This window comes from Microbacterium natoriense, assembly GCF_030816295.1.
In the GTDB taxonomy this organism is placed as follows: Bacteria; Actinomycetota; Actinomycetes; order Actinomycetales; family Microbacteriaceae; genus Microbacterium; species Microbacterium natoriense_A.
On the sequence record NZ_JAUSXV010000001.1, the window covers coordinates 1,264,694 to 1,286,046 of the forward strand.

The 21,353-nt window shown below is 64.4% G+C and carries 17 protein-coding genes and 2 tRNA genes; 17 read left to right on the forward strand and 2 right to left on the reverse strand.

Going from position 1 to position 21,353, the window contains the following annotated elements:
* Positions 1-5 precede the first annotated feature (5 nt).
* Complete coding sequence (locus QFZ53_RS05780; RefSeq protein WP_307294505.1) at positions 6-1,775, reverse strand: dihydroxyacetone kinase family protein; 1,770 nt, start codon at positions 1,773-1,775, stop codon at positions 6-8.
* Complete coding sequence (locus QFZ53_RS05785; RefSeq protein ID WP_307299363.1) at positions 1,772-3,031, reverse strand: MFS transporter; 1,260 nt, start codon at positions 3,029-3,031, stop codon at positions 1,772-1,774. The genes QFZ53_RS05780 and QFZ53_RS05785 overlap by 4 nt, the downstream gene beginning before the upstream one ends.
* A gap of 228 nt (positions 3,032-3,259) precedes the next feature.
* On the opposite strand from QFZ53_RS05785, the gene QFZ53_RS05790 reads away from it, so the two are divergent.
* The 17 genes from QFZ53_RS05790 to QFZ53_RS05865 all read left to right on the forward strand — a co-directional run bounded on the left by QFZ53_RS05790 (position 3,260) and on the right by QFZ53_RS05865 (position 21,311).
* The gene (locus tag QFZ53_RS05790; protein WP_307294507.1) at positions 3,260-3,997 is read left to right on the forward strand and encodes a FadR/GntR family transcriptional regulator; all 738 of its coding nucleotides are present in this window, start codon (positions 3,260-3,262) and stop codon (positions 3,995-3,997) included.
* Positions 3,998-4,115: 118 nt separating this feature from the next.
* The gene (locus tag QFZ53_RS05795; protein ID WP_307294508.1) at positions 4,116-5,123 is read left to right on the forward strand and encodes a LacI family DNA-binding transcriptional regulator; all 1,008 of its coding nucleotides are present in this window, start codon (positions 4,116-4,118) and stop codon (positions 5,121-5,123) included.
* Positions 5,124-5,182: 59 nt separating this feature from the next.
* A tRNA-Ser gene (locus tag QFZ53_RS05800) sits at positions 5,183-5,271 on the forward strand.
* 637 nt (positions 5,272-5,908) lie between these two features.
* Complete coding sequence (locus QFZ53_RS19830) at positions 5,909-6,151, forward strand: RNA polymerase sigma factor (protein ID WP_373426318.1); 243 nt, start codon at positions 5,909-5,911, stop codon at positions 6,149-6,151.
* A gap of 1,028 nt (positions 6,152-7,179) precedes the next feature.
* Complete coding sequence (locus QFZ53_RS05805) at positions 7,180-8,253, forward strand: hypothetical protein (RefSeq protein WP_307294509.1); 1,074 nt, start codon at positions 7,180-7,182, stop codon at positions 8,251-8,253.
* Positions 8,250-9,563 (forward strand): hypothetical protein, encoded by a 1,314-nt coding sequence (locus tag QFZ53_RS05810; RefSeq protein WP_307294510.1) that lies wholly within the window; start codon positions 8,250-8,252, stop codon positions 9,561-9,563. Before QFZ53_RS05805 ends, QFZ53_RS05810 begins: the two co-directional genes overlap by 4 nt.
* Before the next feature lie 33 nt (positions 9,564-9,596).
* On the forward strand, positions 9,597-10,505 hold the full coding sequence (locus tag QFZ53_RS05815; protein WP_307294512.1) for a hypothetical protein: 909 nt from the start codon (positions 9,597-9,599) through the stop codon (positions 10,503-10,505).
* On the forward strand, positions 10,502-10,864 hold the full coding sequence (locus QFZ53_RS05820; protein ID WP_307294514.1) for a hypothetical protein: 363 nt from the start codon (positions 10,502-10,504) through the stop codon (positions 10,862-10,864). Before QFZ53_RS05815 ends, QFZ53_RS05820 begins: the two co-directional genes overlap by 4 nt.
* 114 nt (positions 10,865-10,978) lie before the next feature.
* Positions 10,979-13,390: a hypothetical protein gene (locus QFZ53_RS05825; RefSeq protein ID WP_307294517.1), complete on the forward strand. Its 2,412-nt coding sequence runs from the start codon at positions 10,979-10,981 to the stop codon at positions 13,388-13,390.
* Positions 13,391-13,603: 213 nt separating this feature from the next.
* Complete coding sequence (locus tag QFZ53_RS05830; RefSeq protein WP_307294521.1) at positions 13,604-13,903, forward strand: hypothetical protein; 300 nt, start codon at positions 13,604-13,606, stop codon at positions 13,901-13,903.
* A gap of 859 nt (positions 13,904-14,762) precedes the next feature.
* Positions 14,763-14,846 (forward strand) — tRNA-OTHER (locus QFZ53_RS05835).
* A gap of 246 nt (positions 14,847-15,092) precedes the next feature.
* Complete coding sequence (locus tag QFZ53_RS05840; RefSeq protein WP_307294522.1) at positions 15,093-16,103, forward strand: LacI family DNA-binding transcriptional regulator; 1,011 nt, start codon at positions 15,093-15,095, stop codon at positions 16,101-16,103.
* Complete coding sequence (locus QFZ53_RS05845; RefSeq protein ID WP_307294525.1) at positions 16,100-17,062, forward strand: ABC transporter permease; 963 nt, start codon at positions 16,100-16,102, stop codon at positions 17,060-17,062. Before QFZ53_RS05840 ends, QFZ53_RS05845 begins: the two co-directional genes overlap by 4 nt.
* Positions 17,063-17,069: 7 nt before the next feature.
* Positions 17,070-18,050: a carbohydrate ABC transporter permease gene (locus QFZ53_RS05850; RefSeq protein ID WP_292907281.1), complete on the forward strand. Its 981-nt coding sequence runs from the start codon at positions 17,070-17,072 to the stop codon at positions 18,048-18,050.
* Between the two features lie 36 nt (positions 18,051-18,086).
* Positions 18,087-19,700, forward strand: coding sequence for an ABC transporter substrate-binding protein (locus QFZ53_RS05855; RefSeq protein WP_307294529.1), 1,614 nt, complete (start codon positions 18,087-18,089; stop codon positions 19,698-19,700).
* A 95-nt stretch (positions 19,701-19,795) separates the two neighbouring features.
* Positions 19,796-21,154 carry a glycoside hydrolase family 32 protein gene (locus QFZ53_RS05860; protein ID WP_307294533.1) on the forward strand — a complete coding sequence of 453 codons (1,359 nt, stop codon included), beginning with the start codon at positions 19,796-19,798 and terminating at the stop codon, positions 21,152-21,154.
* Entirely contained in the window at positions 21,132-21,311 is a 180-nt protein-coding gene (locus QFZ53_RS05865) for a hypothetical protein (protein WP_307294536.1), read from the forward strand. Before QFZ53_RS05860 ends, QFZ53_RS05865 begins: the two co-directional genes overlap by 23 nt.
* The last annotated feature ends 42 nt before the right edge of the window (positions 21,312-21,353 follow it).

Below are 21,353 nucleotides of genomic sequence, written 5' to 3' on the forward strand. Positions count from 1 at the left end.
GTGTCCTATCGATTGTCGGGGGTCGCAGAGCCCGCGCCCTGGGTCGCTGAGCTTGTCGAAGCGTCGGCGAGCAGGTCGCCGAGAGCAGTGGTGATCAGCGCGAAGGAGAACGCGCCGGGGTCGGGGGTGCCGATCGCGTGCTCGCCGTGCGTGCGTGCACGACCCATCCGCGGGAGAAGGTCGGCGCTGGCCTGAGCCGCACGGGTGGCGGCGGCCGCGGCGCTCGTCCATGCGTCGACGAGGCGTGAGCCGTCATCGAGAGCCGCGGTCAGCGTCGTGGTGAACGGCACGAGGGCGTCGACCATGGTCTTGTCGCCGACCTCGGCCTTGCCGTAGGTCTGCACGCCCCGCACTCCGTCGGCGACACCAGCGGCGAGGGCCGCGGCATCCGGGCTCCCCAAGTCTCCCAGATGCGAGGCGACGGCGTTGAGGATGACGCCCCAGAGCGCTCCCGAGGTGCCGCCGGCCCTGTCGGCCCAGGCGTCTGCCGCACGCTGCAGGGCGGTCTGCGCGCCGGCACCCGCCTCGACTGCAGCCGTGCCGGCGGCGAGAGCCGCGTGCGAGCCGCGCTGCATGCCGATGCCGTGGTCGCCGTCACCGGCGATCGAGTCGATGCGGCCGAGTTCGTCGACGTTGTCGTCGATCGTCCGCACGATGACCTCAAGGGCCGCGCGCACGTGTTGCGCGATCGACTGCGACTCCTCGTCGCCGGGGACGATCAGGTCCTCGGCCGCGGTGATCTCGACGGCCACCGCCTGGGCGGCCGCGACGACCGATCCGCGGCGGTAGGCCGGCGCGTCGACAGGAGTGTCCCAGAGACGCTCGAGCTCTTCGTCGAGCCAGAACAGGGTCAGCGAGGTGCCGGCCATGTCGAAGCTCGTGCAGTACTCGCCCACGTGCGGGTCGACGATCACGGCCCCCGCCTCCGTCAGCAGTTCGGCGATGCGCCGGTAGACGACGAACATCTCCTCGTACTTCAGTGAGCCGAGACCGTTGAGGATGGGAACGACGCGGGCACCCGCGACAGCGACGCCGTCTGGTACTTCGGCCAGGAGCCTGTCGACCAGGAGCGCTGCGAGCTCGTCGGCCGTGGGGATGCCGGTCTCGTCTACGCCAGGCTCGCCGTGGATGCCGAGGCCGATCGCCATGCGGCCCTCCGGCACAGTGAACAGCGGGGCAGGGGCGCCGGGCAGCGTGCAGCCCGTGAAGGCGACGCCGAATGAGCGGGTCCGCTCGTTCGCGAGCGCTGCGACCCTGGTCACCTCGTCGAGGTCGTAGCCGGCCTCGGCCGCGGCGGCGGCTGCGCGGAACACGGTCAGATCGCCCGCGATCCCGCGGCGCTTATGCTTCTCGGCGGACGCGGCGCTGAAGATGTCATCGGTCACGGTGACGGTCTGCGCGGGGATGCCCTCTGCGCGCAGCCTCTCCTGAGCCGCGTCGAAGTTCAGCACGTCGCCGGCGTAGTTGCCGTAGCTGAAGAACACGCCGGCCCCGCGGTCGGCGGCCTTCGCGACCGCATACACCTGCTGCGTCGAGGGCGAGGCGAAGAGGTTGCCCATCGCGGCGCCGTGGGCGAGGCCCTGCCCGACCAGGCCGCCGAAGGCCGGGTAGTGACCGGATCCGCCGCCGACGACCACGACCACCTGCCCCTCGGGCACGACCGTGCTTCGGACGACGCCGCCGGGCACGCGCCGCACGGAGCGAGCGTTCGCGGCGACGAAGCCCTCGATCATCTCGTCGGCGAAGTCGGCGGGATCGTTCCACAGGCGGGTCACGATGCGACCTCTTCGACGAGCGCCGGGGCGGTCGTGCGCTGGCGGGAGAGGACGACCATGAGGACGGCCGAGAGCAGCATGAACCCGCCGACGATGAACATCGGGATCTCGTAGCCGCCGGTCCAGTCGTGCACGGCGCCGGTGATGTACGGGGCGCTGAAGCCCGCCAGGTTGCCGATCGTGTTGATCAGGGCCACCCCGGCTGCCGCGGCGACGCCGGTGAGGAACTGCGTCGGCAGCGTCCAGAAGTTCGGCAGAGCCGCGAAGATCGCGCAGGCGGTGATCGTGATGACGGCGATCGTGGCGGCGGGGGAGCCGGCGAACAGGGCGAGCGGGATCGAGACGGCTCCCGCGATGGCCGGCGCCGCGATGTGCCAGGTCTTCAGGCCCCGCTTGCCGGCATCGCGCGACCAGAAGTACATCACGATGGCGGCGGGGAGATACGGGATCGCGGTGATCAGGCCCTTCTGCACGACGTCGTACGTGACGCCCGACTGGGCCTGGAAGCCCTCGATGATGGTGGGCAGGAAGAACGCCAGCGAGTAGAGGCCGTAGATGAACCCGAAGTAGATGAACGACAGCATCCACACGCGTCCGCTCGAGAACGCGAAGCGCGCGGACACGTGCTTCTGCTCGGCGCCGGTGGCGGCTCGTTCGGCCTCGAGGGCGCCGGTCAGCCAGGTCTGCTCCTCGGCGGTCAGCCACTTGGCGTCGGATGGTTTGTCCTTGAGGTAGAACCACGCGATGACGCCGACGATGATCGCGGGGAGCGCGACGCCCATGAACATGAAACGCCAGCCCTCGAGACCGAAGAACGTGCCGTGCTGCTGGATCAGCGCGCCGGCGAGCGGGGCGCCGATCACGGTGGTCAGGGGCTGTGCCAGGTAGAACAGCATGAGGATGCGGCCGCGGTACTGCGCGGGCACCCAGAGGCTCAGGAACAGGATCGCCCCGGGGAAGAAGCCGGCCTCGGCCACTCCGAGGAGGAAGCGGAGCCCGATGAGCTGCTCGAAGTTCTGCACCCACGTGAACAGCAGCGCGACGATGCCCCAGCTCACCATGATGCGGGCGAGCCAGCGGCGGGCGCCGAAGCGGTGCAGTGCGAGGTTCGACGGCACCTCGAGAAGGATGTAGCCGATGAAGAAGACGCCTGAGGCGAAGCCGAACTGAGCTGCGCTCAGACCCAGGTCGTCGTTCATGCCGTTCGGCGACGCGAAGCCGATCGCGGTGCGGTCGAGGTAGTTGATGAAGAACATCAGTGCCACGAAGGGCACGAGGCGGATGGCGACCTTGCGGATCGCGGACTTCGCGATCGGATTCTCGGTCGGGGGGTTCTGGTCCACGGTGACTCCTGGCTCATCGACGGTGATCGAGGGGTGTGCGGATCCAGTGTGACAAACCGGTTGACCAATTGCAAGTGATTTTCAGGAACCGGTTGACCAAAATCTGCCGTGTATTCCGATGCCCTGCCGTAAGTTGTTGACATGCCCGCGTTTCCAGACGACCGCTCCGCCGAGATCACGGCCGCGCTGGGCGTGCTGCCCACGGGCACTCCGGTCTCCGAGGTCGCCAGGCGCATGCTCGACCTGTTCACCGGCGGCTCCATCGCCGCCGGCACTCGGCTTCCGCCTGAGCGGCAACTGGCGACGACGCTCGGCGTGGGGCGTTCCGCGGTGCGCGAAGCGCTCGCTGCGCTCGAGATCCTCGGCATCGTCGATGTGCGCCCCGGTTCGGGCACGTATCTGCGGGGAGCGGCGAGCGAGCTGCTGCCGCAGACGCTGCGCTGGGGTCTGCTGATCGGCGAGCGCAACACGGCTGAGCTGCTCGAGCTCCGCGAAGGGCTCGAGATCTTCGTGGCGCGCCTCGCGGCCACCAGGGCGGATGCCGCGATCGTCGCGCGTCTGGAGAAGGATGTTGCGCGCATGCGCGAGTCCTACGACGACCTCAACGCCTTCGCGCGTGCCGATCTCGACTTCCACCACGCGCTCGCAGAAGCCGCGGGCAATGCGACGCTCACCGATCACCTGCACGTGATCCGCTCCCTGCTGCAGGTCTACGCCGACCGGGCCGTGCACGACCGCGAGCACGCGCAGCTCGCGACGGCAGAACACGACGCGGTGCTCGCCGGCGTCACCGCGGGCGACGGCGATGCCGCGGCATCCGCGATGGCCGTGCACATGGCCACGGCGACCGCTCGCCTGCTCGCCGAACGCTCCGGCTGACGGTCATGATCGAGCCGGCGCGGAGGTCGTCGACGCAGTGCGAGCGCGCAGGTGCATCCGCTCGCCGAGATCGGCGATCAGTGAGAGTATTGGGGTGATTTCGGAACAGAGGGTGGCGATGGCCGTTGGGGTGAAGGACGTCGCAGCCGCGGCGGGCGTCTCGGTCGGCACCGTGTCGAACGTGCTCAATCAGCCTGAGCGCGTGTCGGCGCGCACCGTGGAACGGGTGCAGCGCGTCATCCAGGAACTGGGTTTCGTGCGCAACGACGCCGCTCGGCAGCTGCGCGCGGGCCGCAGTCGCAGCATCGGACTCGTCGTCCCCGACATCGGGAACCCGTTCTTCGCCGAGGTCGCCCGTGGCGCGGAAGGCAGGGCAGCGGATGCCGGCATGACCGTGTTGCTCGGCAACAGCGACGAGCAGGACGCGCGCCAGGAAGCGCATCTCGAGCTGTTCCAGGAGCAGCGGGTCAACGGGGTGCTGCTGACGCCGGCATCCGACGATCTCACCGCCGTGCACCGCTTCGTGTCAGGTGGGATGCCGGTGATCCTCGTCGACCGGGAGGTCGAGCAGGGCGTGCTGCCCTCGGTTTCGGTGGATGACGTCGAAGGCGGGCGCCTGGCCGCGGAGCATCTGCTCGCCTCTGGCCGACGCCGCATCGCCTACGTGTGCGGTCCGCGGTCGGTGCGGCAGGTCGCCGACCGGCTCGCCGGAGCGGAGGCCGCGGTGCACGCCGTGCCGGGAGCCGAGCTCGAGGTGATCGAGCAGCCCTCGCTCACGGTGCTGCAGGGCCGCGCCGCGGGGGAGTCTCTCGTTTCTCGTGAGCCGTCCGCGCGACCGGACGCCGTGTTCGCGGCGAATGATCTGCTCGCCGTCGGGCTGCTGCAGGCGTTCAGCTTCGGTGCCGCAGTGCGGGTTCCGGAGGACATCGCGATGGTCGGCTACGACGACATCGACTTCGCCTCGGCCACGGTCGTGCCGCTGAGCTCGGTGCGCCAGCCCGCTCGGCTGTTGGGCTGGACGGGCGTCGACCTGCTGCTCAAGGAACTCGACGGCGTCGAGCACGACCGGCGGGTGCGGTTCCAGCCCGAACTGGTCGTTCGGGAGTCGTCGGCACCCGATTCGTGACCGCCCCCGAGAACCGTTACACTTGCAGGGTGCATCCGAACCTTCGGGTCCAGATGCCTGGAGACGTCGCATAGTCCGGCCTAGTGCACCACCCTGCTAAGGTGGAGTTCCCTTACGGGAACCAGGGGTTCAAATCCCCTCGTCTCCGCCGTAGAAGTCCTGATCAGAGTCCGAATACGGCTTTTGTTTCTGTGTGACTAGAACGAGATGTCGAGATGATCTCGCGGCTCGGTGTCCGTAGAGTGTCCGGCATTGACTCACCGGCTTCCCCGTCGTGCCTCCGGCCATGAGCTGGCGGCGACGTTCGAGATGTCGCGGCAAAGCGCTGCCGCCAGGACTGGGACCGGCTAGATGACGCGGTCGCCGACAGCTGGTAACCCGAACATGAAGTGACACCGCTATTCAGCGTCCCCCGGGCATCGGCGGCACGGTAAGCGACGCAGCGCATAACGCGTCTTCGTTGATCGAGAGAGTTCCTGCGCGCCTCAGGATGCTGGTTTGTTGCTCGCTTCGGCGAGCTGGGCACACGAGTTGTGCTCGGCGAGTTCGGTCGTCGTGTCGGCTTCGGCGTCAACGTCCACTTCACCTGTCGCAGGATGGTGCAGTAGTCCGCTCTTGCCGGTGCCCGGTGCAGTCGTTCTTGGGTGTCCGAAAGAATCTTGTTACCTTCAAGTTGAGATCGCAAACAGACCTAGTAGCCCGTGCTTCAGGGCGCCGCAAGATGGCGGAGGTGGTGTGTTTGGGCCTGAGGGGGCGTCATCAACGAACGACCGGATCGATTCGACATCGAGGCCTTTGACGCGCTCTACCGCCAGTACTTCATGCTGGTCGTGACAGTGATCCGAGGTCGAGTTTCGGACCTTGAGGAAGCGGAGGACCTCGGTATGGCCGTGTTCGAGTTAGCGTGGACCCGGCTATCCCATGGAGAGACGGTCGGACGACCGTGGCTCTACCGGTGTGCACGCAACGTCGTGGGCAATGAATATGGGACTGCTGCACGAATAAATATGGGACTGCTGCAGAGATAGCAGCCGGTGGGAAGCCGGTAGCCACGAGGAGCCCGGAGATGGCTGCGACGCCGCCGCCGACTCCTCGGAATGTAAGGACCGGTGCACTCGATTGGCGGGAATTCAACGCAACCTGCCAGAACGCCGGGTAGAAGCCCGTGTATCTGCTTGTCTCTGTGCGCCCTGCGACAGTTGCAACCTCACGGGCGATGGACGATGGCTCGCCCCCTGCGAGTGTTTCCCGCTACTCACCACCCGTTCGCTTGGACCACGTGAGCGTCATCCGCGATCGCGCTCGATTCGGCTCCGCTTGCCGCCGCCGCATCGATATCGAAGGACTGCGCCGCCTGATCGGAAGCGGCCACGAGTACCTCAATTCCTTTCCGATCCTCTGGGGAGACCGCGCCGCCAGTTACCGCCAAGCTTGTGGGGTCGACGCTCGAACTTGTGGGGTCGAACCCAGAGCTTGCCGTCACGGTTTACGATGCTTCGGCGGGTGCTGAGGTCATCGTCAGCTCGATGCTCACGACGGCGAACAGATCGTCGTCGACAGGGCTGCGGATCTCTATTGCTTTCGCCGCCGCCAGCCTAGGCAGCCGCCTGCCTCATAGAGGACTCCGGCATCGGCGGTCCCATTTCGTCGAAATAGGCGTCATGGCTGGCGAAGAGGCTGCCAGGGTGAACCACACCCTTATTATGATGCTCATCGACGGACCTATCGAGAACCAATGCCAAGCAAAAGGCCGGCCGTCGGGCCGGGGCGTGAAGGTGTCGCCCCGTCGGGGGCCTCGGTTTTCTGGGGTGTCCACCGAGGCCCCTCTGGCGGTCGTGCCTGGGGTGTCACCCCGCCGTGCGGCGCAAGTTCGACCGGCACCTCGACGGAAATTCCAGAATGCCGGGTCGCCGCGCCATCGTCGGCGCTGCTCGCGTAGGGATCAGTGGGGTGCTCATCCTTCGGTTCCATCGCCGCGAGGTCGTCGGCGCCTCGGTGTCCGCGGCTCCTCGCCGCGACGAGGCGAGTGTCCGAGGAGGTCCGTACACTTGCCCCCGTGAAGACCTCGCATCGGCGCTCGCCCCCGGCGGTACCTGATCTGTTTCCGTTCCGGACGGCATTCTGGTTCGAACCGGCGATGTTCGGCATTCTTCTGCTCGGCACGTTTCTTCTGACACCGCCTCCCGTTGTGTTTGTGGATGGGTGGTCTTTGCGTGTCGCGGTAGGGCGGTACCTCACGCCGGTGCTGGATCAATCGCTTCCCGTCCTTGGCGTGGTCGGTGGGGTCGTGGTGACCTTGGCGGTGTGGACTCGTCTTGGTCAGGATGCATCGACCGTGCCTGCGAAGCTCCGTCGGACGCTGGAGACTCTTTTGGGAGTGATCGGTCTGTTCTTGGTTTCGATGGCACTGTGCGTCGTGTACGTCGCTTTCGGCGACAGCACCAGGTGGCCCGAAGTGGCGATCGCACTCGTCCTCTCGTGGGTTTTGAGCTTGACGTGTCGGGTGGCTCTCGGCGTTCCCAGCTATGCGGCGCAGGCAGAACGTGCACGACGCCGATGGCATCGGGCACGGAAGCGCGCCGCCCGCTACGGCCTCAAGCGCAGATCGCGACCGCCTCGCACATCGCGATCGCGTGTCGCGGTCGTCGCATTGTCGCCCGTGGTGCTGTGGGCATGTGTGACGGTGGCAACCGTAGCGATCTTCTGGGATGCAACCGATCCTTGGCAGGCGCCGATGCTGACGTTTTACGCAATCCTGCCTACGTTGTCTCTGGGGCTGCTGTCGCTCACCTGGGTCGGCGCACGGGACCGGTCGGCCGAGGCGACGTCGGTGATACCGCCGATCATCTTTCTCGGGCCGATAACCGTGATTTGCATGGTGGCATCCGTGCTGCTCACAGTGCTCGTCCCCGCCGCGCCCGTTCACTGGCATGTCCTGGGCTGCATCGCTGCCGTGCTCTTCGTGGCGTGTGCGGTGTTTCGGTTTGTCCCACAGCTGCGAAGGAGCATCGGATGGATCGCGGAAAGCGAGGACGCCGTGACGATTCGCGCGCTACGACGTGCTCGACGGGAAGCGAGACGTCTCCAGCGGCTGGCTGCGCAGGCGGTCCTGAGTGAGAGGGAAGTATGAGTACACAACCACGGTCTGGACAGCCTCCCACCGCGTCACGATGGGTGGCGGGCATCGTCTTCGGCGCCGTGATCGTGCTTGCGGCGGTCGCGGTTCCTCTGTCGGGGCACCTGGAGGGTCCGGATGCGGGCAAGTGGGTGGCGTTGTCGGTTGAGCAGTTCGGAACTCAGATCGATCTTGCCGGGTGGCCGGCCATCGGGTTCTCGGCGGCGCTGCTGGGCATGGTCGTCGCCATCCTGGCGTTCGTCGGGATGCGGGATGCGGCTTTCGCCTCCCGTCGCCGTCGAGAACTGGTCATCGACGCGGCCGGGTTCCTGATCGTGCTCGCTACGGCGGTGTCTCTCATCACGGCCGCGGCGATTCTATTGTCGGTCATCCCGAGTACCATGCTGCGATCCTTGTCGGGGGTGGACGGAGCCGCTCAGGGAGCGTTCGACAGCACGATGCTCACTGCTGAGGCCGGAGCGGCGATGCGGCTGCAGTCGGGGCAGATTCTCATCGGGTTCATCGCCGTCGGTTTGTTGGGCGCGAGCCGGCGCCTCGACGCCACTCTTCGCACCTGGGAGACGAACGACGAGGAGCAGGTCCACGCCGAGCGGGCACTGTTCGAACAGCGCATCTCCGACCGCACGGTGCGCCTGGCGAAGATCGTCGACGAAGCGGGAAAGATCCGTCATTCCCCGGTACCGCGGTGGAGCACGATCGTGTCTGCTTCCATGTTCGCTGCGGGGCTCACCTTCATCGCCGCCGCTCTCACGACGTTGCTTCTGGTCGGGTGGCGGATCATCAACGGCGGCGACGCGAGCGGCTGGGGAGGCTTAGCGATCGGTTGCGCCGTTGCGGGAGCGGTGCACACGTACTTCGTGTCCCTCGCATACCTCGGGCTGCGTTCGACCATGGTCGGAGGGCCCGAACGCGATGGCATCAGCGCACGGCGGTGGAGGGCCAACCAAACCGGCATGACAGTCCTCGCGCTCATGGCGACGCTGTTCGTTCCCGGCACGCTGGGAGTCCTCCTCCTCGCCGGCCCGCAGCCGTACAGCGTGATCGGAGTCATGGTCATCGAGATCGTGCTGTTCGCCATCCCCTCCGCCGTCCTCGGGCTCCGGACGGGGAAGTGGTCGTGGCACGAGGTCGCACTCGTCAACATGATCCGATCCCTGCAGTCATCCATTCACGACGACACGGAACAACTCCGAGCTCTTCTCGACGACCTTGCATCACCGACCTCGGAGAGGAAGCCCAGGCTGGTTTTCCGACTGCTCGGATGGACTATCACTCGCGTCGACGACGCCCCAGGCCTCCGCTGAGGTTGCGACGTGTTAGGTACTTTCGGAGAAGTCATGGCGATAGGCAGCCTCCTTGCCACCTTCTCGTATTTTGTGCATGCCCTGGCTGTCCGCGCCTGGACGTCGATTGCTGGCGGGCTTTTCGTGGCGACACTACTTCTTCCTCTCAGCGCTGGTCTTATGGTCGAAGGACTCACCAGCCCAGACGGTTCGGACCAGGTGTGGTGGGCACTTGTGCTCTTCTTCATCGTCTCCGCTTCCGGCACGATGGGCATGGTCGCGCAACGCTTTCGTGGCGAACTCAACGACTTCGCGTTCAGCGCTGTTGAATCTTCGTTGGTGCTGCGGTTCATGCGTTGGGCCGTGCGCGCACGGAGCCTTCTGGTTTCAGTAGTTGCGCTGTTTGCATTCCAGCACTTCGCAGTTCGTGAGGGTACAAGCCCCGCGTGGCTCGCGGCGCTCTGGCTGATTACGGCCGGGGTGACTCTCGGCTTCTCGGATGGCCTGGGCGTTCGCGCCAACACCGTTATCGCCAACGCCCTTCCTCGTGCGAACGCATGGAGGCGTGGGTTGCAGGCCGGTATAGCACTTGCATCCCTGCTCTTCCTCTTCCGCTTGGGGGACGTGCCGCTGATCACCGGTGAGCGTGAGTCGTACGGGCAGCTCGTCGGGTTCTGTGTTGTGGGTGGCATCATTGCGATGGCGTTTGCCCGCATCTACCAGGCAGGAACCGTCGAAGCGAGGCATGCGGATCTAGCTCGCGTGCTCGGGCAAGCTCACCGCGTCGCAACCGAGATTTCATGGGGACTGATCGGTATCGCAGCTTCTTTCGTTCCGGCGGCGCTGGGCTGGCCCTGGTCGGCGACATTCATTACCGCGGTGCTGGTGTCGGTGGGTCTTGCGGTCTATCGCGTAAGCCGGGTCCAGCCGTCTAGCAGTTTTCCGACAAAGGAGGAGCCGTGACCGCAGCCGAAACGAAACCGTCAGATCTCGTCCCAAAGCTCCCCGAGGACTATCGGCCACTCAGTCCTGGTCGCGTTGTTCTATGGATCTGGGCTCTGAGCGCAACGTTCATGTTGCTGATTGTGATCTTTGTCCTGGTGGTGGCTGCAATCGGAATTGGAAACTTTGAGACTCATTACGGCATCTTCTTCGCTCAGGCCGGTTGCTCTTCATACTGGGATTTCATCCTTGAAGCGAACAGTCGGGGACTCGGCGCCGCGGAGATCGAGGAACTGTTCATGGTTCACGGTGGGGTTGGCCAGTACTCCATTTCAGAAACATGCGGGACGGTCGGCGACGTGCTGGACCGGGTCCCTTGAGCGCGCCCCTGATGCCGCCCGGCTTTCCCCGGGGCGAGTCCCCTCAGCCGAGCGGAACGGCGCACTACGGAACAGCGGTCCGATCGGTAGGATCGCGGCCAGAGAGGGGTCAAGATGACTGGGAGAACCGTTGAGCAGCTCAAAGCGGAGTTCGCCGACAACGAATGGCGGAGTCGATTTCTCGAGATCTGCGATCTGATGGAGCTGTTGGGTGACTGCATCATCAGTGATGACTATGTAGTCCCTGATGAGCTGAACGCGGCCATCAAGCTCACGGACGCGGGACAGGCGATGATGGATCGGCTGACGCGCAAGGACAAGGTCAATGCGAAGGATGCCCGTCTGATGTGCGCCCTGACGCTCGGGCATGCCGATCTCTTCGTGGACGTCGAAGCCATCGACGTGGAGCGTCTTGTCGATGTGCTGCATCAAGAGATTCTGGACAGAGAGATACAATTCCCCTTCGTGTGGGGCCGCGATCTTTACGACGCGTATGCAAGTACCTACGAGCAGGAGAAAGACGTCCTGACGAACGAGGAGACATTGCGTCTACTCAAGAAGTTGCCGTTGGGCGTGGTGCAGTACGGCATCTTCACAGTCGGTCCGTACGGGCTCAAGCGCTCGGTCAGCCACCGCAACGTCCAAGGGCACCGTAGAGTCCCTGCCTATCATTGCGCGGTGCCAAGTTGTCAGACGGTTCACCCGGTCTACCTGCAGACTGGTCAGAACGCGGCCATCAATCGGCACCGCGACAAGCTTGATCAGTACCTGCAAAACGAGCGGAAAGAGTCGGCGGAATGGTGGGCGTTCGCTGACAGCCTGAGTGGTTCCATCGACGCGCAATATGGAGATCAGCGAGTCGGGGTGCTGCTGCCCCTCCTGGGTGATGCGCTGTCGGACTCCGAACTCAAGAGTTTGGTGTGCGCCTTGCTTGACGAGACGAATGGCCAGTTGCGACGCTTGCTGCTGCCTTTCGTAGAAGTGGCCTCCGCCCGCGACTTTGTTGGTCCGCTGACGAGAGCGCAACTTCTTCAGATTTGTCTCCTTGCTGATGAGCGCGCGATCGGTTCTACGTTGGACAACCTTGTGCGATCCAGAACAATTGTCATTCCTCGCGGAGAGGTGCGTCGTCCTGTAATCAATCGATACGTTCGCTCTGGGGCCTTTCGGCTTCGAGCTGAGCTCGGTTGGCACGGGTTCCGATTTGTCTCCGACGACCCGGGACTAGCAATTCTCCGAGAACGCCGACTCCTCAACAAGCTCTATTTGAGGGAGAAAGCGGATGATGTCCAAGAGCTCGAATGGCAGCTCAGGGGCATCGACGTCGAAGATCTCGAGGAGAAGCTGGAGTTCTATTTCCGATCGAGGACGCCACAGGAATCTCTTGAGCGGTTGGCGCTCGCGCGCCGTGCAAATGTGATCACGGCGTGCCATGAAGTGGGTATTGAGAACGCTGATGGCTTTTCGGACGAAGAACTTGTCGAGGCCATGCTCTGGAAGCTCGGATTCCCGATCGATGTCGATGACGATCCACACGCCGCCTTCTGGAAGCGTCACGAGCGTCTCGCGGCCCTTGCGCAGACATCGACGATCGGAACTTCCGAAGCCTTCATGGAGGTAGCTGGCGCATACTTCCCGGGTCTGGAAGGTCTGTTGCTTGACGCGCTCGCCTACACCTCATGGGCGCTTCTCTCCGATCATCCTCGGTGTGATCAACCGTTCTCCTACGACGATGCGGGCGATCGTGAAGCAGGGCTGACGCTTCTTCAGACTGCCGTTCTTGGCGACTCCGACTCGCCTCATCGACCTGACTACGTTTCGGAGAAGGTAGAACTACGGAATCTCATCGAGGGCTTCAGGATCCTCGCTCGCCATCTGGACGAGTGCCGAGAACACCCTGAGCCGTATGCACGCCCGAACAGTGAATTTCCAGACTTCGACGGCAAGACCGAACTGAAGCGCTTCGTACTGCGATCGACTGTTGCATTCTTGGATCTGTCTCGGCCCAGCCAGGAGCGCATCGTCAACGGTCTACGTGAAATTGCCAAGCTGATGACCGATGCTGAAGTCTTCTCGGTCCGTAACGACCACGCGCACTATCGTCGCAACGGTCCTGACGTGGCAAAACTAGAGAAGGCGCTTGAAGCGACTCGTCAGAGCGTGACGCGGCTCGAGAACCTGGGCTTTTGCCGACTTGCATTCTCGCCCTCCGCCGTTCAGAGTGATCGCTGGGGACACGCGCGCCACGAATTCACCGGCCCCCGAAGCTATGATCACGTCTTCTCTCGACCGACCACTTTGGACTGGATGGGGCTGCCCGCTCTTTCGAAGACCCAGTACTTGATGCGCGCCGCAAGCTTCGGCGACCCGAATGAGGTACTGCGCTTTACGCGGCGCTACGAAAGCGAGTTCTCTAGGCTGTGGGTCGGCTTCCCGGATCGCAGACGTCTGAGATCCGGTACGCAGTTGTCGGACGACATCCCGTCGCACGAGGGTGAGGTCAAGCTGGCGGTTGAAGGAGGCTGAGTCCTCCGAAGCATGCTCTCGCGCTGAGCGTGGCTGCGATTCCGTGACCATCCTCAGTGAAGGGAACACGGGCTCGTCACAGAGTATCCGCCGGCCCAGAATCGTCGAAGAGGTTCACCGACAGTCACGGGACTTCAAGGTTGATGGCCAAGATCGACAAGGCTCGACGCTTTCTACAGAATCAGACAAGATCGCGCAGAAGGCAAGGTAATAATGTCCACGCCAATCAAGTTCGTACTGCACGTCTTCATTGGCGTAATTCTCGGAGTTGCCGTCCTCTTCCTGGGGTTGTGTGCCGCGGTCACCTTCGCGTTTGCGACGGCTGGTCCGGTCCTGCTACCCGGCGTGTTCAAGGCATGGTCTACCACCGAGAACGAAATGCCGGCGATGAACTTCGAACCGAATTACGTCGGTGTGCTGCTGGTCATCGTTGTCGTGGCCACTCTGTATGGGTACGTCGCATTCCAGAGCGGCAGGCGCATCTCCGCAAGTGGCCTCAATGTCTGCCCGTAACAGAACCTGGCGCCGTCCGGCGTCATCGTCAGGTTCTGACTGCGGGGAAGGGCACCACACTTTCCGTACCTCGGAGAAGGGCGTGACGGCTTGGGCGTGCCGCACGAAACGGGCGCGGCCACGGGCATCCACCGATCGTCGAGTGCTGGATTTTCATCTAGATTGGCGAATCGAACAACGTCGGGTCGGCGGGTGACGGTGTCGCCCGTCGAAGGGCCTCGGCTTTCCTGGGGCGTCAGCCGAGGCCCTTCTGGCTGGCGTTCCCTGGGGTGTCGACCAGCCGTGCCGCGCAAGTGCAAGCGGCACTCCTCGTCGGTATCCCAGAATGCTGGTTTACTGCACGTTCGGGGCTCACGACTGTCAACCTATGCATACACTTTGTCGACAGTGGCCTGACCCTTGGGCAACTCGCCGAAGCATCCGTCAGGGAGAGCGACAACCTCGCGACGAACGTCGTCTTCGAACACGTCGGCGGCGGCGTGGATGCGGCCCTCGCGGCTCTGAGTGACGACGTCAGCGACGTCGTCGCCTACGAGCGATCGCGTCGGGGTGCCCGCAGGTGTTCGGCTTCGACGAGTTCTGATTCCCGAGACAAGGTCGGTGAGGTTCGCGACGTCACGAGTGTCGGGAGGCGATTGAGCGCGCACGATCGGAGTTGCAGAACTCGTTCGAGGCGTATGTGGGGTCGGCGCGCTGGCGATCTCCGAGTGTCCCAAAAGTGTCCGGAGCATCCCGAGTGCAGCGATTTCGGAGTGCATTGTGAGTATGGCGAGATCTGCGAGTGACGACCTCGAACAGCGGAAAATCCGCGTGTTACAGCGGATCCCAGGCGATCTTCGGCCAAGCCGGCAGAAGGGCGGGACGCCGTCCACAGCGGGGATCACCACCCTGCTAAGGTGGAGTTCCCTTACGGGAACCAGGGGTTAAAATCCCCTCGTCTCCGCAGTAGAAGTCCTGCTCGCATTCTGAATCCCACCTCGTTCGCATTCCGAAGTGAGCCTCCCGACTCTGTGCCTCCCGTCTGGTGTGATCGGGTGAGACCCTCCTCTTGAATGGTCGCCGGTCGCCACGATGTTCGCGGTCATGCTTGACACATCGCTCTCCCCGCGGATATGTTCTCCCGTAGTCATACGATTAACTGATTCACGAGGAGGTGGACATGGGGCGTAGGACGAGCGAGACGGTCACGATGCGACAGGTCGCTGAACGTGCCGGCGTGTCCCAGGCCACCGTGTCCCTCGTGCTCAACAACGTCGGCGGAAGCCGCGTCAACGACACCACTCGTCAGCGGGTGCTCGAGACGGTCGACGAGCTCGGGTATCGGACGAACGCGTTCGCGAAGTCGCTGCGCAGCGGCGAATCTGGGATGATCGGATTCATCTCCGACGAGGTCGCCAGCTCGCCCTTCGCCGGGCACCTTCTCAAGGGTGCACAGATGCTCGCCTGGGAGACCGGCAATGTGATCTTGAGCGTCGACACCTACAACGAGCCCGACCTCGAAGCTGCGGCGATCGACATGATGCGGTCGTACCGGGTCAAGGGCGTCGTGTACGCCTCGATGTATCACCGTGTGCTCGATCTTCCCGAAGGGCTGCAGTCGGTCCCGACGGTGGTGGTGAACGCACAGGAACGGAATCAGCTCGTCGCCAGCGTCTTCCCTGACGAGGAGGGCGGCGGCTACGCGGCCACCCGGCAACTGATCGAGGCCGGACACACGCGCATCGCGATGATCAACATCCAGCCTGAGGACAGCGACCTCCCCGCCGGCATCGGCCGACTGGCCGGCTATCGCCGGGCGCTCGCGGAGGCGGGGATCGCAGAGCCCGCAGGGTTCGTCAAGTACGGCGGCGGCGTCGTCGAGGACGGGCTCGCGCTCACTCTCGAGCTCATGGATGCGGGCGATCCGCCGACCGCAATCTTCTGCGGCAACGACCGGACCGCCTGGGGCGCCTATCGGGCCCTCGAGTCACGGGGACTGCGCGTGCCCTACGACTGCTCGATCGTGGGCTTCGACAACCACGCGACGCTCGCCCCGATCCTCGATCCCGGTCTGTCGACCATGGAGCTTCCGTACGAGCAGATGGCGCGCACCGGAATCGAACTGCTCCTCTCCGGTCGCGGGCAGCTGTCGATGTCGAATCCCATTGAGTGCGTCCCGATCCTGCGCGGATCGGTCGCTGATGCGAAGGTGCATGCATGACTACACACGCTCCCGCCGAACCCACTCCGGCGATCCCCAAGCGCAAGGGCCGACTGCGTTCGCATGCTCGGCGTGCCGTGCGATCGTGGCAGTTATACGTACTACTAGGCCCTGCGGTCCTCTACATCATCGTGTTCAAGTACTGGCCCATGTACGGGGCCCAGATCGCGTTCCGCGACTACAACCCGGCTCTCGGGTTCGCGGGCAGCCCCTGGGTGGGGTTCGAGCACTTCGTCCGGTTCGTCGGTTCGTTCCAGTTCGGACGGCTCATCGAGAACACCTTGACCGTGAACGCGCTCGGACTGCTGATCGCGTTCCCCGTGCCGATCGTCCTGGCGTTGGTCGTGAACCAGCTGCAGAGTCCGCGGTTCAAGAAGTTCACCCAGACCGTTCTCTACGCGCCGTCCTTCATCTCGGTGGTCGTCGTGGTGGGCATGATCTTCCTGCTGTTCTCCCCCCGGTCCGGGATCGTCAACAACGCGATCACGCTGTTCGGCGGAGAGCCGGTGTTCTTCATGGGGTCGCCCGACTGGTTCCGACCGCTCTACATCGGCTCTGACATCTGGCAGAACGCAGGCTTCTCGATGATCGTCTATCTCGCCGCGCTCACCGCGATCGACCCGGCCCTGCACGAGGCGGCTCGAGTCGACGGGGCCAACAAGTGGCAGCGGATCAGGCACATCGACATCCCGGGCATCATGCCGGTGATCACGATCCTCTTCATCCTCGCCATCGGGAACCTGTTCAATCTCGGGTTCGAGAAGGTCCTGCTCATGCAGACCGACCTGAACCTGCCGACGTCCGAGGTCATCCAGACCTACGTCTACAAGATCGGCCTGCAGCAAGCGCAGTTCAGCTACTCCGCGGCGATCGGCCTGTTCAACTCCCTGATCAACCTCGTCCTGCTCCTGACCTTCAACTGGGTCGCGAAGCGCGCCGGACAATCGACCCTTTGGTGATGACGCCATGACTGACACGATCTCCGCTTCGACGGCATCCGCTCGTTCCACCCGTCGTGACCCGTCCGCCTCCCGACACGTCTCCCCGCCGCCGCGCGCCCGTTGGCGGGAGCGCGCTGCCGATCCTGTCTTCAACATCGTCGCAGTGGGGATGCTGGTCGTGGCGATCATCGCCATCCTCTACCCGCTCTACTTCATCGTGATCGCCTCGGTGAGCGAGCCCTCGGAGATTTTGAACGGCAACGTCTGGCTCTGGCCGCAGGGCTTCACCTTGGAGGGCTACACGCGGATCTTCTCCGACGCCACCATTCTCAGAGGCTTCGCGAACTCGGTCCTGTACACCGTGGTCGGCACTGCGATCAGCGTGGCGACGATCCTGTGCGCCGCTTACGCGCTCTCACGGAGAGATCTCTACGGCCGCACGTTCTTCATGCTGCTGTTCATCATCACGATGTTCATCGACGGCGGTCTCATCGCTCGGTACCTGGTGGTGCGCGATCTCGGGATGCTCGACACGATCTGGGCCATCGTCCTCCCCGGCGCGGTCGGGGTCTGGAACCTGATCATCGCTCGCGCCTTCTTCGAGAACAACGTGCCGGGCGAGCTCCGCGAAGCCGCGCAGCTCGACGGCGCCAACGACTTCCGCTTCTTCTTCCGCATCGTGCTGCCGTTGTCGAAGCCGCTCATCTTCCTGATGATCATGATCCATCTCGTCGCGAACTGGAACGCGTTCTTCGACGCTCTGATCTTCCTCGACGACGAGAGCAAGTATCCGCTGCAGCTCGTCCTCCGCAACGTCCTCATCCAGTCCGAGGTCTCGTCTGCCGGCGGCACCGGCGCGCTCGATTCGTACGCGGCCGCACAGCGGCTGGGCGAGCTGATCAAGTACGGAATGATCGTCGTCTCCACGATCCCGCTGCTGATCGTCCTCCCGTTCATGCAGAAGCACTTCACCAAGGGCGCGCTCCTCGGCGCCGTCAAGAGCTGACCCCCTCCGACCCCCACCCCGAACAGAAAGCACATCATGAGACATCGCCGTTTCCTCATCGCTTCATCCGCCGCGATCGCCGGCACCCTGCTGCTCGCCGGCTGCACCGCCGGTGGCGGCCCTGCTGAGATCGAAGATCATTCGAAGGACTTCGGCTTCAACGCCGAGGGGCTCCCCATCGTCGACAAGACGCTCACGCTGACCTTCGGCGGATCGAAGGCCGCTCTGGCCCCGGAGTACTCCGAGATGGAACTCGTGCAGCAGTGGGAGGCCGACACGAACATCGCGATCGATTGGGAGAACCTCCCCGATCAGGTCTACGCGGAGAAGAAGAACCTGATGCTGGCCAGTGGCGAGCTGCCGGACGTTCTCTTCAACACCGGACTGTCGGATGCCGAGATCGTGCAGAACGGGACCAACGGGACGCTGCTTCCGCTGGAGGACCTGATCGAGGAGCACGCGCCGACGCTCACCGCGATTCTCGAGGAGCGCCCCGATATCCGCGCTGCGATCACGGCCTCGGACGGCCACATCTACACGCTGCCCTCGGTCGAAGAACTCGGCCTGGTCGCCTATCCGAACTTCCTGTACATCAACAGGTCCTGGCTCGACGCCCTGGGGCTGCCGATGCCCACGACGATCGATGAGTACCACGACGCGCTGAAGGCGTTCGCGACGCAGGACCCCAACGGAAACGGGGCCGCCGACGAGATCCCCCTCAGCTTCCGCACCGATTCGTTTGCAGCCAACCCGCACGACCTGATCGCCGCGCTCGGCGGCCAGCCGGAGAACAACGACCACCGCATCGTGCGCGACGGCAAGGTGGAGTTCACGGCGGACACCGACGAGTACCGCACCGGAGTCGCGGCCCTCGGGGACTGGTACGCCGAAGGCCTCATCGACCCCGAGTCGTTCTCACAGGACGATGTGGCATACCTCTCGAAGGGCAAGTCGGGTACCGAGATCCTCGGCTCCTTCTTCTGGTGGGAGCTGAAGGAGATGGTCGGCGATGACCGCATGAGCGACTACGCGCTGGTCGGCATCCTCGAAGGCGTGGACGGCGAACGGCTCGCCAGCGTCTCGAACAATCAGGAGATCAGCCGAGGCGCCATGGCGATTACTCGGGCGAACAAGTACCCGGCTGCGACCATCCGCTGGGCCGATCGGCTGTTCGATCCGGTGATGTCCGCACAGTCGAACTGGGGCCCGATCGGCGTCACCCTGCAGGAGGACGCCGACGGCATCCTCGTCCAGATCCCCGCCGCGGACGGTGAATCCGAAGGCGAGCGCAGGCAGCGCGTCGCGCCGGGCGGGCCGAAGATCACGACCACCGACGACTTCGAGTCGGTCGTCGCGCCAGAACCTCGAGCCAAGGAGCGACAGGATCTCGTCAACGAGTTCTACGCCCCCTACCAGGCCAACGAGGGATACCCGCCGGTGCTGCTGTCGAACGAGGAGCTCGACCGGGTGTCGTTCGCCACCGCCGACATCAACACGCTCGTCAAGGAGAAGTTCGCCTCGTGGATCGTGAACGGGAACATCGACGGTGAATGGGACGGCTACGTCTCGCAGCTGAAGACGCTCGGCGTGGATGACGTGATCGACACCTATCAGCAGGCCTACGACCGGTTCCAGAAGGGCGGCGAGTAGCCCTCGCCGAGGTGGGGCGACGTCCGTCGCCCCACCTTCTCCCTGCTCTCAGCGATTCCCGACTCCCACCCGCCCTCGAAGCCACAGGAAAGCCCGTGACAAGCATCCCCACCACCGATACCGCCGCGCTGCGACCCGTCGCGCACTTCACCGCGAAGAATTCGTGGCTCAACGACCCGAACGGCCTGCTCCATCACGACGGCACGTACCACCTGTTCTTCCAGACCAACCCGCACGGCACCACCTGGGGGAACATCTCCTGGGGGCACGCGACATCGACCGATTTGGTCACCTGGACCGAGCAGGATCTGGCCATCCCGTTCACCGAGGACGAGATGGCGTTCTCCGGCAGCGCCGTCGTGGATGCGCGGAACACAGCCGGCTTCGCGAAAGAGGGGGAGACCGCCCTGGTCGCGATCTACACGAGCGCGAAAGACGGTTCGCAGTCCCAGTCCCTGGCGTTCAGCCTGGACGAGGGGGAGACGTGGACACGCTATGCCGGAAACCCGGTGCTCGACATCGGCTCGGCCGAGTTCCGCGACCCGAAGGTCTTCTGGTACGGCGGCGACGACGGCCACTGGGTCATGGTCGCGGTCGAAGCCGTCGCGAAGAAGGTCGTGCTCTACACCTCATCCGATCTGCGGCACTGGACCTTCGCGTCCGACTTCGGGCCGGCGCATGCCGTGGGCGGCGTCTGGGAATGCCCCGACCTGTTCCCGCTGATCGTCGAGGGCACGACGCGCACGCGCTGGGTTCTGATCGTCAGTATGAATCCCGGAGGGATCGCGGGCGGATCGGGCACCCAGTACTTCGTCGGAGATTTCGACGGAGCCTCGTTCGTCCCCGAGCGCCTCGTCGATTCGAACGACCTCGCGGACTTCGACTGGCTCGACTACGGCCGGGACTACTACGCGGCGGTCTCCTTCAACGATGCTCCTGACGGAAGACGGCTGATGGTGGGCTGGGCGAGCAACTGGGACTACGCGAACGTCACCCCCACATCCCCTTGGCGCTCGTCGATGTCCCTCGTGCGGGAGATCCGACTGATCGCTTCGACCGACGGTGTGCATCGCATCGCGCAGCGTCCCGTGCTGCCGAGGGAAGTCGAAGGTCTGCAGGTCTTCGAACTCTCGGTGCCGTCGGGTGTCGGGAATCGGCACGCCGTCGTCTTGTCCGGCGTGGACGAAGAGCGACTGGTGATCACGATCGACGGCGACGACCGCAGCATCTCCTGCGACCGAACGGCGAGCGGCCAGATCGCGTTCCACGAGAGCTTCCCGTCTGTGGACTGGGCGCCCCTGCCGAACGGGACGACCGATTCGCTCGACCTGCTCATCGTGGTGGACGGCATGATCGTCGAGATCTACGCCGGAGGCGGCCTCGTCACCATGACCGAGCAGGTGTTCCCGAGCGAGCCGTTCGGGAGCCTGCGTGTCGAACCACTCGCCCGCTGACACGACGCCGACGATCCCGCTCGACGACCGCTCCGCACTGCAGGTGCTCGTCATCGGCGAGGCGCTGATCGACATCGTGCAGAACGGACGCGAATCGACCGAGCGGGTTCGCCGGAGTCCCGCGAACGCGGGTCCGGGGCTCGGGCTCCACGGTTGACAACTCGATTTCTGCGCTGATACGTTCTCAAAACCGAGCAGG

Coding starts and splice junctions, on each gene's coding strand:
- QFZ53_RS05790 (WP_307294507.1), top strand. CDS start 3,260: ATGCCCGCGTTTCCAGACGACCGCTCCGCCGAGATCACGGCCGCGCTG.
- QFZ53_RS05850 (WP_292907281.1), top strand. CDS start 17,070: ATGACTGACACGATCTCCGCTTCGACGGCATCCGCTCGTTCCACCCGT.
- QFZ53_RS05810 (WP_307294510.1), top strand. CDS start 8,250: ATGAGTACACAACCACGGTCTGGACAGCCTCCCACCGCGTCACGATGG.
- QFZ53_RS05840 (WP_307294522.1), top strand. CDS start 15,093: ATGCGACAGGTCGCTGAACGTGCCGGCGTGTCCCAGGCCACCGTGTCC.
- QFZ53_RS05815 (WP_307294512.1), top strand. CDS start 9,597: ATGGCGATAGGCAGCCTCCTTGCCACCTTCTCGTATTTTGTGCATGCC.
- QFZ53_RS05795 (WP_307294508.1), top strand. CDS start 4,116: ATGGCCGTTGGGGTGAAGGACGTCGCAGCCGCGGCGGGCGTCTCGGTC.
- QFZ53_RS05825 (WP_307294517.1), top strand. CDS start 10,979: ATGACTGGGAGAACCGTTGAGCAGCTCAAAGCGGAGTTCGCCGACAAC.
- QFZ53_RS05855 (WP_307294529.1), top strand. CDS start 18,087: ATGAGACATCGCCGTTTCCTCATCGCTTCATCCGCCGCGATCGCCGGC.
- QFZ53_RS05830 (WP_307294521.1), top strand. CDS start 13,604: ATGTCCACGCCAATCAAGTTCGTACTGCACGTCTTCATTGGCGTAATT.
- QFZ53_RS05785 (WP_307299363.1), bottom strand. CDS start 3,031: ATGTTCTTCATCAACTACCTCGACCGCACCGCGATCGGCTTCGCGTCG.
- QFZ53_RS05845 (WP_307294525.1), top strand. CDS start 16,100: ATGACTACACACGCTCCCGCCGAACCCACTCCGGCGATCCCCAAGCGC.